This window comes from Chryseobacterium lineare (assembly GCF_977014045.1).
This window is the reverse complement of the sequence record NZ_CDRNIQ010000001.1, coordinates 441,147-453,533: the sequence shown is the minus strand read 5'-3', so window position 1 is coordinate 453,533 and position 12,387 is coordinate 441,147. Positions and strand designations below refer to the sequence as shown.

11 protein-coding genes are annotated in these 12,387 nt (G+C 39.5%); 5 read left to right on the top strand and 6 right to left on the bottom strand.

Annotated elements, in window-relative coordinates; translation table 11 throughout:
- Positions 1–8: 8 nt before the first annotated feature.
- From ACWNCI_RS01960 to ACWNCI_RS01935, 6 genes are all read right to left on the bottom strand, one after another.
- Complete coding sequence (locus ACWNCI_RS01960) at positions 9–1,325, bottom strand: TolC family protein (protein WP_449386973.1); 1,317 nt, start codon at positions 1,323–1,325, stop codon at positions 9–11.
- A gap of 4 nt (positions 1,326–1,329) precedes the next feature.
- Positions 1,330–1,713 carry a DUF2147 domain-containing protein gene (locus ACWNCI_RS01955; RefSeq protein ID WP_449386972.1) on the bottom strand — a complete coding sequence of 128 codons (384 nt, stop codon included), beginning with the start codon at positions 1,711–1,713 and terminating at the stop codon, positions 1,330–1,332.
- A 327-nt stretch (positions 1,714–2,040) separates the two neighbouring features.
- Positions 2,041–2,478 carry a nuclear transport factor 2 family protein gene (locus tag ACWNCI_RS01950; RefSeq protein WP_449386971.1) on the bottom strand — a complete coding sequence of 146 codons (438 nt, stop codon included), beginning with the start codon at positions 2,476–2,478 and terminating at the stop codon, positions 2,041–2,043.
- Between the two features lie 30 nt (positions 2,479–2,508).
- Positions 2,509–3,264 carry an alpha/beta hydrolase family protein gene (locus ACWNCI_RS01945; protein WP_449386970.1) on the bottom strand — a complete coding sequence of 252 codons (756 nt, stop codon included), beginning with the start codon at positions 3,262–3,264 and terminating at the stop codon, positions 2,509–2,511.
- Between the two features lie 28 nt (positions 3,265–3,292).
- Positions 3,293–3,994, bottom strand: a complete 702-nt coding sequence (locus ACWNCI_RS01940) for a CPBP family intramembrane glutamic endopeptidase (RefSeq protein ID WP_449386969.1) — start codon at positions 3,992–3,994, stop codon at positions 3,293–3,295.
- Between the two features lie 75 nt (positions 3,995–4,069).
- A complete protein-coding gene (locus tag ACWNCI_RS01935; RefSeq protein ID WP_449386968.1) occupies positions 4,070–4,651 on the bottom strand; it encodes a Crp/Fnr family transcriptional regulator in 582 nt (193 codons plus the stop codon).
- Positions 4,652–4,875: 224 nt separating this feature from the next.
- On the opposite strand from ACWNCI_RS01935, the gene ACWNCI_RS01930 reads away from it, so the two are divergent.
- The 5 genes from ACWNCI_RS01930 (at position 4,876) to ACWNCI_RS01910 (ending at position 12,377) form a co-directional block, all read left to right on the top strand.
- A complete protein-coding gene (locus ACWNCI_RS01930; RefSeq protein WP_449386967.1) occupies positions 4,876–6,129 on the top strand; it encodes an arsenic transporter in 1,254 nt (417 codons plus the stop codon).
- Positions 6,130–6,453: 324 nt separating this feature from the next.
- Positions 6,454–6,807, top strand: coding sequence for a hypothetical protein (locus tag ACWNCI_RS01925; protein ID WP_346985782.1), 354 nt, complete (start codon positions 6,454–6,456; stop codon positions 6,805–6,807).
- Positions 6,767–7,189, top strand: a complete 423-nt coding sequence (locus ACWNCI_RS01920) for a hypothetical protein (protein ID WP_449386966.1) — start codon at positions 6,767–6,769, stop codon at positions 7,187–7,189. The genes ACWNCI_RS01925 and ACWNCI_RS01920 overlap by 41 nt, the downstream gene beginning before the upstream one ends.
- A 41-nt stretch (positions 7,190–7,230) precedes the next feature.
- Positions 7,231–10,887: a hypothetical protein gene (locus tag ACWNCI_RS01915; RefSeq protein WP_449386965.1), complete on the top strand. Its 3,657-nt coding sequence runs from the start codon at positions 7,231–7,233 to the stop codon at positions 10,885–10,887.
- Between the two features lie 131 nt (positions 10,888–11,018).
- On the top strand, positions 11,019–12,377 hold the full coding sequence (locus ACWNCI_RS01910; protein WP_346985785.1) for a hypothetical protein: 1,359 nt from the start codon (positions 11,019–11,021) through the stop codon (positions 12,375–12,377).
- Positions 12,378–12,387 lie beyond the last annotated feature (10 nt).

The window sequence follows — 12,387 nt, the reverse complement described above, 5'->3', positions numbered from 1 at the left end:
AATGTGTGCTATGGTTTATGAAAATCTATTGTACGCAGGTAGATCTTATATTTTGCTAAAGAAAAATCAGAAAGGCTCCGGAGATAATCATACTGCGCAGACAGAAGATCAGAATACCGGTCAAGACGTTCATCCAGACTGATGATTCCGCTTTCATATTTATTTTGCGTGTGAATATCGTTTTGCTCCTGCAATTGCAATATCTCCGTAGTTTTTTCAAGATCCGCGACAGACTGATCGTACTGAATCTTAAGTATCTCATCTTCTTTATCTTTTACAATCTTCGTGTTTTCCAGTTGCATCTGCTGGATTTTCAGTTCAGTTTGTGATTCTTTAATTTTCCGGTTTATAGAAAATCCATTGAAAAGAGGCAGATTTAGTTTAACTCCAAAAAATTGTTGAGGAAGACTATTAACATTTGAGAAATCCATAAAATGATCCGTCGCCCAATTATAATTATACTGATAAACCAATCCCAACGTCGGGTATCGCATTGCTTCGCTCTGTTTTACAAGTGACTTTGAAATATCGATCTGTTTTTCCTGAAAAAGGATTTCCGGATGAACAGCTTGAAAATCAGGATTAATAATATGATCCTCATCAGTTCCGAAATCTGATATCTGAATTTCTTCGCGGAGGTCGAGAATGCCCTGCAATTGGCGGTAAAGTTGATCCAGGTTGCTTTCTGTAGTTTTAATTTTCTTTTCATTTTGCAGGTGTTGTATTGAAACACGGTTGAGATCAGATTCGCTGATGATGCCTTTCTGGTATTTTTCCGAGGCATTGTGCAGCATTATTTTAGTAACATTCGCATTTTTTTCATCAATTTCAAGCGATTTCTGAGCCAGTAATATAGAATAATACACGGAAGCCAGCTGATTGTAGGTGTTGAACCGATTGATTTCCGTATTCAGTTTTCCCGCTTCTGACTGAAATTCTGATGTTTTAATGGCAAAGATCTTTTGAAAGTCAAGAACATTCCATTGGGCCTGTATTGAAGTGGTGTAAAGATAAGTTTTACCAAATTTCATTTCTTCAAAGCTTCCTTCCGGAGCATTGGGATTAAAAAGTCTTGCGGGAACCAGCGTAGGCTGCAAAGTAATATTGTCATTAAATCCAGCCGATGCATTGACAGATGGATACAGAAACGACCTTGACTGTTTCTCCCGAATGGCATTTACTTCCTGCTGCGCTTCAGAAATACGTATAGAAGCACTGTGCTTGTCGGCATAATCCCGTACTTCCTGAAAAGAGTTAAATACGATCTGGCTTTTGACAGAAAGGCAAGACAGTACAACAAATAGTATTAAAAGCGACTTTTTCATTGATCTATAATCTCGTCCACGCCTGAGTTTTTGACATCATACCGTAAGAAGCTTTAATGCTTAGCAGCCCATCTTTTACAATCTGAGCGGAACACGAAGCCGTTTTTCCTTTTTTTATGATATAGACCGTTCCATTTGTATAGCTGCCTTTTCCTGAAGGTTTCAGCCCGCTTATCTGTTTTTTACCGATTAAACTTGCATCTTCTGCTTTTCGGATTATGCCATCATAATAATTCCCGTTCTTAACGAATTCTACAACTCTCGTTTTTTCTTCGTTGGTCCATTTGCCAAGAAGTTTGTCTTCAGAGGTTTGCGCTTTCATATTCATTCCCAGAAGTATAAAAACCAAAGGAAAAATAACCCTTGCTTTTTTAAAAAAATTTTTCATATTTTAAATTTTAATAATTAGAAACTATGGATAGATTTTGGTTGCGAATCGTTTTTTATTAATTGTATTTTAATTTTAAATCTAAATGCAAATCAACCTTTCATAAAAAAACGACTCAGTCCTTTTTCTTCTGCAAATATCAATAAGCAGATGAGGCAACAACCATAGAAACTTGTGCAAATGGGCTATTGACAAAATGAAATGAACGAAACAGCGTTTTAAATGAACATCAAGCTTTTTTTAAAATTTATTATTAATAAAAATCCCCCGAGAAAGATTCTCGAGGGCCTATATAATCTGTTTAAATGAAAACTATCTTATTTTTATTTATTCGAAATTATCAAAATAGGTAAAGTCCTTTGTGATTTTTCCATTTTCAATAGTGAAAATTGTACAGATCGGCAATTCAAATTTCGTGTTATCCGGTGCTGTACCGGTTGAAATAAATTCAACAATAATATGATTATCTCCCGAATTGTATGTTTGTAACACTTTATCTTTCACATCAGGAAACATCTGGCTTAAAGCTGTATATTTATCAATAATCTGTTGTCTTGATTGTTTCACAATACTCTTTCCCAGGCTTGGATCCTTAAATTCGGCAGTTTCGGTGTACATATCTGCCATTTTTCTCCAGTCGTGGTTATTGAAATGCTTAAAATACTGTTGAATCAATTTCTCATTTTCGGTCGCTGCCGTACTTTTTTGATCACTGCAATGAGTCAATACGAATACTGCAATTAATAAAGTCCATAGATGTTTCATTTTTAATATTTTAATGGTTATCATTAGTTTTTAATCATTCAAAAATCTCAATACATATTCTTGAATTTCTTTCCTTTGTTCAGCATTAGCGTGATCGTCCATATCATCATGCTTTACATCTGATAGTTTTATGATAGTTATCCCAGACTTTTTGTTGTCCGGACCTGTTGGTATTACCCCGTCATCAGCAGGCTGATCGCTCGACCGTAATGTATATATTTTAAGATTATTATCTCTTGGAAAAACCATCCTGCGATTGTCTAAAGTGATAATTTTATGGACAACATTAGGATATTTCTGAGGAAACAATGCCGTCATATCTGCACCGTTGGAATGCCCTATTAATGTAATCTTATTAAAGTTAAGATTGGGATAATTTTTCTTTAACTGATTGATAACAAATAAAATATTGTCTGCACCCCGTTCCCAGAAAGGTCTCCTTACAATTTGAGGAACTCCTGTTGATGGGATCAATTCATCCGTCGGCAGTTCATGCTGTATGCTGGCCACAAAATATCCTTTCGAAGCCAGAAAATTGGTCAGGTATGAATAAGCTAAATAATCTCCACCTTTATTTTGTCCATAGCCATGGCTGAAAATAACAATCTCATGATTTCCCGATCCGGGATTATATAATGCCACGGGAATTTTTCTGTTTCTGGCCTGATCTGAAAAAGTAATGGTGTCGGCTTTTATCCCAGACGTCTCACTGCTTTCTGCTTTCCTGTGAAGATGGCAACTGCCAAAAAATAAAATAATTATCGTAAAGCAAATATATTTTTTCATGATTTAAAGTTTTTAAACAGTAAGATAACTAATCATTTGTAAGTTCCGAAGTCTGAGAATGAGTATTTAATTTTCTTTTATATAAAACCATAAACCCAATCCAAATGATCAGTAATATACCAATTAATACCAGCTCTGTCTCATGAAGCCCATTTCTGAAAAAATTATTCAGCGAATGAAATCCCGCCACTGCCAGTAATGAATATGTACTGCTGTACACTTTTCCAATTCCCCAGGTTCCAAGAAACAAAACACCAAGAAAGATCATATTGGAAGTGGTAAATTCAAAGTTCAGGTGCCAGACAAACCATAAAACAGCGATGATAATTATGCTTTGAAGTTTAGGCAGGTTTTTCAGCTGTTCCTGCAAAAAACCACGCCATCCTATTTCTTCCAATAATCCGTACACCAAGACCGTGAAAAGAAGTATAAATGGAAATTTTTCATGCTGAATATAAGAAACTGTTCCTATCAGAATAACAGGAAAAATCCAGAAAATTAGTAATGGTAAAAATAAATTCCAGTAATTCCCTTTTAGAGAAAGCTTTAACGGAATATTGAATAATGCAATGGAAACAAAAGCACCTGTCGCCGGACCAATTCCACGCAGCAGAATTTGTATAAATTCGTTGTCGGCAAAATGAAACAGATTGGTTTTAACAGCCAAAAAGCGGAATACAACTGCAATAGCATAAAAAACAATAATACTCAATATTTGTTTTCTTTTCATGGATTTTTGTTTTATAAATTAGATTATCCAAAACTAACAATTAGAACGCAAAATAAAATTGACGATGGGTAAGTTTTACTTCTCGGTAACTCTTTTTCTCAGGCGACTTAAGCTTTCTGCAGTCAATCCAAGGTAAGAAGCAATTATTTTCAACGGCGTACGCTGGAAAATTTCAGGGCGCTGACTGATGAGGTTAAGATAACGTTCCTTCGGACTTAAGGTCAGCAGATTGATCTGCTCCTGCTGTTTTCGTAAAAATAAAATCTCAGAGATCGCCTTTCCGATTCTCAGTCCGGTTTCATTTCTTGCATACAGTTCATTGAGGTCAGGATAGCTGATCGACCAAAGCGTGCAGTCTTCCAACGCCAATGTTTTAATACCGGAAGGCTTTTGTTTGAGGAAAGAAAAATAATCACTCATAAAGCTCTGTTCATACAAAAGATTGATGCAGATATCTTTTTTTCCGTTCCAGATAAATAATCCTACGGAGCCGGCAGCAACAATATTCAGATATTTTTCTACACTCTCATAATCTTTTATGACATCATTTTTCTGAAATTCTCTTACAATTATTTTTTCTGAAAAGCGCTCCCAGATATTACTTTCTGCATTATAGTAAGGATTAAAAATTTCCTGAATCTGTCGGGGTGTGGGCATGGATAAAATTTTATTAAAAATAAAGTTTTAAATGTTATGATTGTTAAAAATTCAATTGATTATCAATGGTAAGTTTCACGCAAACTATTGGAACAGTTTTTGGCAGAAGTCAAAATAATATACTCTGTTCATACAAAAATTACCTAATGTTCTTTAATTTTAAGATCATGATTAAAAAATATGTACCAGCTAACATCCGATAAAATTTTCATACTGAACCCAAAATGAGTGCTGATTTTTTTATTTTCCTGATTACTGTAATGGCTACTGCCGGAGTAATCATCAGACCATATAAAATACAGGAAGCCGTGTGGGCTGTCGGCGGCGCAGTGATTTTATTAGTTTTCAGACTGATATCTTTTCAGGATGCATGGATAGGCATCAATAAAGGGATGGATGTATATCTTTTCCTGACAGGGATGATGGCCCTTGCCGAATCTGCCCGCAGAGAAGGCTTATTTGACTGGCTGGCCTCGCATGCCATCAGACTTGCTGCAGGATCTTCTATCAGGCTTTTTGTATTAATTTATCTGATAGGGATTTTCGTAACAGTTTTTATGTCTAATGATGCTACAGCTGTGGTCCTTACGCCGGCAGTTGCAGCAGCGGTAGCAAGAGCAAAAGTTAAAAATCCGCTGCCCTACCTACTCATCTGCGCTTTTATAGCAAATGCAGCATCCTTTGTATTGCCCATCTCCAACCCTGCCAACCTGGTTATCTATGGATCTGATATGCCTTCTTTAACCATATGGTTGAATACTTATCTTTTACCCTCATTATGTTCTGTCGCCATAACATTCCTTATGCTTTTCATGACTCAGAAAAAGTTTCTGAATGTTCCGGTAGTAGCAGATAATGCAGAACATATCTTAAATACAGGAGGAAAAATGGCCTTGGCAGGAATCATATTTACGACCCTGGTATTGTTGCTGGCCTCGTTTCAACACTGGGATCTCGGACTTCCGACCGCTATCACGGGGGTGGGTACAGCGTTTTTTATTTCTATAGCCGGCAGAAAAAACCCTGTAACATTTATGCGCCATATCTCCTGGTCTGTCATTCCGTTGGTTGCCGGCCTGTTTATCCTTGTGGAGGCAGTGCAGCAAACAGGACTCATCAATATTTTATCTCAAAAACTTTCAGAAGCAGCCAATGCTTCAGCCGGAACCACGACATGGTCGGCGAGTCTTATCATTGCATTTGGAAGTAATCTCATCAATAATTTACCGGCCGGGCTTATTGCCGGAACCACAATTTCAGATATTCATTTACCGGAAACGGTCAGAAGCGGCGTCCTTATCGGAGTTGATCTTGGCCCAAATCTATCAATCACCGGATCTCTGGCAACTATCCTTTGGCTTAAAGAACTCAGAAGAAACGGATACGACATGACTGCCTGGGATTTTCTTAAGCTGGGTACTGTCATTATGATACCGGCCCTTCTTGTAACCTTGTTTGTATTAACGGTTAATTTTTAAATTGGAAATAAATTTCGTTAATTTTTCATTATTTCAAAACATATTACCGTTCATATTCACTGCTGCAAAGCATGTTTTTTCACTATTACCCAATTTTAATACACTTATAATCAACTAAGTATAAATACCTAATATGAAATTTAAGTATTTTCACTTAATAGTGTAATATTTTATTTACGTTACTTTGAAATGTTCTTTAATGAAACTTCTATTATATCAACAACGGCAATTTTGAAAAGCCCGATTGTAATATGATCTTAACAATTAAGTTTTTTTTGAAATAATAAATAATTTAAATTTTTTTTAACCTTAAAACTAATAATTATGTCACAAAATCCAGTAATCAATCAAAGTGGAAGTGCAAGTATTAAATCAGGTCAATATTGTACCTGGAAAACAGCAAATGGTACTTCCTCAACTCTTAACATCGCTAATGCAAGCCTTGCTAATAATCTCACAGTAGCTATTACAGGTGCTCCTGCAAGTGGTCTTATCGTACAGGTGAACGGTGCTATGGTTTCAAGCGTTGACGGTATTTGGACGTTGCCGCCTAACTCGCCATCAATGGTACTTATTGCCACAGGTGATTTTCTCGGAACAACAGTTACGATCACCAATATTACCAATGCTCAAAATGATGCTGAGGCAGCTATTCAGTGCCAGACCAGCCAATCGTAGCAGTAAACTACGCTTACAAATCCTCTTATTATTTATTCTTGGTCATACCCTGGCAATGGCTCAGGGTATGGTCAGGTCTAAAGCAGACACTGTTTGGCTTTCCCGTTTTGAATTTGCAGAAAAACAGACCAACAATGGGAGTGATTGTATCTGCTCGGTTACCAATAACAGTCAGGCAAATATAGCTACGATCGTACTAACCGGTGCACCCGATACCAGTACTATCCAGCTGGATAGCCCGGTAACGTTCAATGGTATACATTATCTAAAACCAGGTCAACAGGCAATTGCTGTAGGCAACTTTGCCGGAAAAACAATTACAGTATTAAATCTGTCACTGTTGAATGTTGTGATTGTCGTTATGCTATTCTGCCCTGGTTAAGAATTCACATTTATCCTATTCAGATAAAAAATATTATTCTTATGGTACAATCCGAAACAGAAACTATATTCAGCAATGAAAATTCCGGAAACCCTGCGCTTTATATACACAATCAAACAGGGCAACATTGGACCGCTTTATTGCTTCCGGACGGGTCATCTTATACCGACCCAGACATCAGCCTTCAGGTTGCGGTACAGCAACAGGTCTATTTTCTGTTTGCCAAAACAGCTCCTGCTGATCCAAAGACTTTTATTGATAATTATCGGCCTTATCTTCTCACATTCCGTCAGAATGTAACTGCCAACCTTACAACAGCATGGCTGAGCAATCCAGATGACACCCCTTCTTCTAAAAATACGACCGTCCTGAACTTTGCCCAATACGGTACCAACAAACCTTTTGTGGTAGGACAGACGTTTAACGTTACTATTGGAAATGGTTTTGCAACGCTTACCATCCAGAATAATACTACAATGACACTGCAGCCGGACGTAACTCCAGATGCTTTACGGCTTATCTGGACACCCGGAAATCCCAACATGAGTTTTGCCAATAAAGTGTTTGGTACCAATTCTATGTTCACCAGCGATATTACGATTCCTTTCAGCGGCCCGGGTACTGGGTCTTTTCGTTTTTCACTGGGCCTGAACATGAAGCTTGACTTTAAAGGATATGGTTTGCAAAATAATTACTATTACGGCGACAGCACGGCACCTTCTTATTTTGCCTATCCTATACTGCAAATAGGTAATACCAATGATTTTCTCCTTACCCAGACAGAAATCGACCTGCTTGATATAGCAAATAGTGACGGACTGAATACCTATTTTGCCATTACCGGTCAGATCTACAATGTTATTACCGGCCAGACAAGAGCAGCATCACTGCCTAGTTACTATGCCATCAATACCGGCTATCCTCTTACTTTATGGCCTTTGGTAAATATGGTGGATTCCGGAGCACCGGTGAACAATTTATTTCCGGAATACAACAGCGCACGCTTTGTCATATCGCCGCAGGATGCTGCAGGGATCAAGCCATACTACCTTTCGCCTGAAGGTGATTTTTACATGGATCCCGGCGCCTCACAGGCTGCCTTTGCCGATGAAAACGGACAATACAGTTTACTTCCCGGACTTTCCGGCACAGAAATAATTACATTTACCCCTTATAAAAATAACGCAGGAACGATCACCGGTGATACTATACGATTTACATCAAAACAGGCTGCCTTCGCTGCCAATTTCCCAGGACAGGAAGTTTCCCTGGCCAATCCCGGTACGGATAATCCCATACTTGAAAGTACTTATCTTACGGCTTGGGCCAATATCGTAACCGCCACACCGGGCAATGTACAATATGCTTCGCAACCACAGGGTGCTTCTTTATTTGCCAAAGATCATGGTGTAGCTTCTCCCGGTAATAATATTACAGGATTTCTGGGTTTTTACGAACCCTCAGTAGATATGCCACAAGCCAGTGGTTTTGCTGTACCCATAGCGCCTTATCTTGGCGTAAATCCTGTACCACCGCCCAGCACCGAAGGTATCGATACTTTTGAATCTAAGGTATTAAGTGCCGAAAGAAAAGCATTGATCTCAGCAGCCTTCACTACACCACGTGCCAGTAAAAGCCAGGCAAAGAGAGTGATGACAGAAACAGGAGCTATGGAGTACACAGCCTCTGCAACACCGCAGGGTATGGTAGCTAATGTGAATAATGACGGTAGCTGGAGTTTACTGAATCTGGCGCAAAATACCGTAAACAATGGTTTGCCCGAATACCTTAGTCCGCAAGGACAAATCCCGGCAACACCTCCGCAATACCAGCTCAGCTTTATTAATCTGATGCCGCAAATGCAAAGTGCCTTCCTCACCAATCAGCAATTTCTGGTGGTAACCAATAACCAATATCTTGGTAATTTGTTTTCAACAATGAATACACCTGGCGGCGGTGTCAGCAGTGAATCTGTGTTCAACAATAAAATGTCCATCGAAGACTGGCCGTTCGATCTGAACGTAGGTACAAGTAACACCTATGCCGACTATAACAATGTTCTAATATTTAAATTTTGTAAAGGTACCATCATCGACAGGGTAAAAAATCCGAAAGAATGGACACAGGCCAATGCATTTAATATTGATAAAGACAACACTGATCCCGGTACTGCCTACAATCAGCTGGTTGCCGTATCATCATGGCTTCAGGACTATTTACAATCGGCTGAGGACGCGTATAATACTGCATTATCAGATCCTTCGTCCGGGCAGCTGGAATATTATCAGAAGTTTCACACGATCATCAATGATCCCAACTGGAACGGGATCCTTGCTTTGAAAGCAACCATCGATTTACAAGAATTTCCGCAGCAATTAAAAGGTTTGATCAGCGGTATTAATCTTAAGAATTTCTACGCCCATCATTTTGGCATAGAGGTGAATCGTGTAGATGCCAGCGATATCATTACCATGGATCCGGTCAGTTCATTATTTGGATTAATCAATTATGTTGATCCTGCTTATGCTCAGCAAATCTCACAGGGGTTGAATCCTAATAAGCCGGTACAGCCTGTAGCAGGAGCTACTTATGATTTTAAAGTATTGTTCCTTCAGGTATTGTTTGAAAATACGGCGATCAAGGATTTTGCGAGCAAGATTCAGCTGACTATGAATAATATGTTCTCCGATGAAGTAATCGGGACAAACAATCCGTACGGTTCAAATAGTTTAAATACGGTAGTACTGAACGGTACTTACCAGGATCATAACGGCACACCAGTATATGTTTTCGACAATAAAGACGATAATCTTTTTTTCTTCGACAGTAATCTTCTGACCAATGTGGAGATCACCAAGATACAATTTAATACGCTGACTACTGATCCCACAGCATTAGATATACAGTCAAGATTTACCATGTGGGGCTACCTCAACTTCGGCACCATGATAGCTCCGGCTGTGAACGAAGGAGATACAGACTATTCATTGGATGCTTTTTCTTTTGGTATTGCCTCGAAGAACAATGATCCGTTACAACAAGGACTTAATTACAGCAATCTGTATGTAAATATGGCATTTAATCTTAATACGCCATCTGTTACTACATTTGGGTTTGATGCCTCTCAAATTGCTTTCAATTCATCACAAAGTAATGCAAGGACCAATAGCCTTTATCCCAATTTTGCCTTACAGATCAATAAACTGTTGAGTGGCAATGATGATTCGCCCCCATCTGGTCAGGGCTATTTAAAACTAGCTCTACCCGGCATCAATGCAACAGGAATTACAGGCAATTGGTACGGTTTGCAGATGACACTTAATATGGGTTCACCCGGCGAATTGGCCAGCAGTGCAGGTTTTAACGCCAGTCTCCTGATCGCATGGAGTCCAGGTTCTAAAAGTGCCGCTCCAGGATACAACGCCTTTGTAGGTATTAAGCTGCCCGGCACCTCCAGCAACGCTAAACTTCTGAGCATACAGGGTGTATTAAAACTATCCATTGATAAGCTGAGTTTACAATACGTAACAGACCAAAACTCTTACTTGCTTACCCTATCTAATATTGCCTTGAAATTACTGGGTATATTAAAATTACCACCCGGAGGAAATACCAATTTCTTATTGTTTGGTAATCCTAATCAGGGTGCTACGGCTAAAAGTCTGGGCTGGTACGCTGCTTACAATAAAGATATATAATAACTGTAAAATTAAAAACAAAAGCTGCCATGACAAGGATAATGTATTGGAACGTTAATAATTTTGGAAATGAACGTTTTTTTTGCGCTCAATATCGTAAGGCGAAGCGCCGTAAACTGAATCAGGGGGGTATGTCGGATATTGACGCAGCTTCGACCAGATTAGATTGTTTATGTGATAATATCATACGAAACTTACCTGATATACTGGTCGTTGTAGAAGTAACAACAGGTACGGATGGTCTACCGGAAGGAGAAGTCATCGACGAAAGATCAAGTTATGATTTAATGATGGAGATCAGACAGCGAACCGGCAATAATAATTGGTATCTGGTACCACCTCTCGTATCCGGCACACAGGGGCGGGCAGAAGGCATTGCCGTTTTCTACAATTCAGCCAATCTGATATTTACCGGTCCCTGGAGATGGCCCGGAGGCTTTGGACCGGCAGGTTCTGCAGCTGACATTCCCGACAATCAAATGCGTTTTTATAACCAGCCTTATACTTGGAGACAAAATCCTGATGCCAATCCGGGCCCCGGCAATCTTCCCAATCCTGCTGATCCGGATAATTCATTGCCCAACCGGCCAATTCCTAATGACAGCACCATTAATCCTGGCAGATTTGAATATCAGGTAGCCGGGCAGTGGAATTATCACACAGGAGGAAATCCTCTGAATGCTCAATTGAATTTTCCTGCTGCCGGCAACCGAAGGCCTTTTCTCACAACATTTTATGACACATCCGTGGCAGTAAATGGCTCAACACATCGGGAAATCCGGTTAATGTCATTTCATGCATCTCCTTATCAGTTTCAGACAAATCCCATAACGGGGCTTCGAGAAGCCGGACCTGCAGCCACAGGCACAGCCGAAATTGCTAATATTTTTGAAATGAACCAAGCGTTGGCTCCTAATCAGGTCAATGTGATCGTAGGCGATTTCAACGTACCGCTTTGGAACTACGGTGGAGTAATGTTGCCTACAGTGGCCTATACTCCTATCACAGCACTCGGGTATCAGCAACAATTACAGCAGGTACCTAACAATTTTCCAGATAAAGCTTATCGAATTACCCATATAAAGCCTGCCGACAATTCGACCCCTTACGACGATGATGGATATCCGGCATTTGGATATATGACCGAGCCCGAAATATTGGGCCGTTATGATGCTATAGATAATATTTTTGTCCGATATCCACCTGCACCTAATAACGCAGGCGGGCCGGCTGCTAATATGACAATTGTCAACAGAATAGCAGGCTCACCATACGTAGGGATAGGCTTACCCGCTTTACCTGTAGGCGTACCTGCAGGTACAGGAGGAGCATTGGCATATCCACAGTACTTGAACAATGCTTACTGTATGCCTGTTCCTAATGGAGTGGCAGCGCCCAATATCGGCATTAAAAACACGTTTCAGGGGTGGTACAATTACCGCCGCATCAGAAGCACCAGTGACCACCTCGCATTAATTATTGACATTTAATACCATTTCA

Bases quoted from the DNA above. Each gene is read 5' to 3' on its own strand.
- ACWNCI_RS01945 (WP_449386970.1), bottom strand. From the start codon at position 3,264: ATGAAAAAATATATTTGCTTTACGATAATTATTTTATTTTTTGGCAGT.
- ACWNCI_RS01940 (WP_449386969.1), bottom strand. From the start codon at position 3,994: ATGAAAAGAAAACAAATATTGAGTATTATTGTTTTTTATGCTATTGCA.
- ACWNCI_RS01915 (WP_449386965.1), top strand. From the start codon at position 7,231: ATGGTACAATCCGAAACAGAAACTATATTCAGCAATGAAAATTCCGGA.
- ACWNCI_RS01925 (WP_346985782.1), top strand. From the start codon at position 6,454: ATGTCACAAAATCCAGTAATCAATCAAAGTGGAAGTGCAAGTATTAAA.
- ACWNCI_RS01955 (WP_449386972.1), bottom strand. From the start codon at position 1,713: ATGAAAAATTTTTTTAAAAAAGCAAGGGTTATTTTTCCTTTGGTTTTT.
- ACWNCI_RS01960 (WP_449386973.1), bottom strand. From the start codon at position 1,325: ATGAAAAAGTCGCTTTTAATACTATTTGTTGTACTGTCTTGCCTTTCT.
- ACWNCI_RS01935 (WP_449386968.1), bottom strand. From the start codon at position 4,651: ATGCCCACACCCCGACAGATTCAGGAAATTTTTAATCCTTACTATAAT.
- ACWNCI_RS01920 (WP_449386966.1), top strand. From the start codon at position 6,767: ATGCTGAGGCAGCTATTCAGTGCCAGACCAGCCAATCGTAGCAGTAAA.
- ACWNCI_RS01930 (WP_449386967.1), top strand. From the start codon at position 4,876: ATGAGTGCTGATTTTTTTATTTTCCTGATTACTGTAATGGCTACTGCC.
- ACWNCI_RS01910 (WP_346985785.1), top strand. From the start codon at position 11,019: ATGTCGGATATTGACGCAGCTTCGACCAGATTAGATTGTTTATGTGAT.
- ACWNCI_RS01950 (WP_449386971.1), bottom strand. From the start codon at position 2,478: ATGAAACATCTATGGACTTTATTAATTGCAGTATTCGTATTGACTCAT.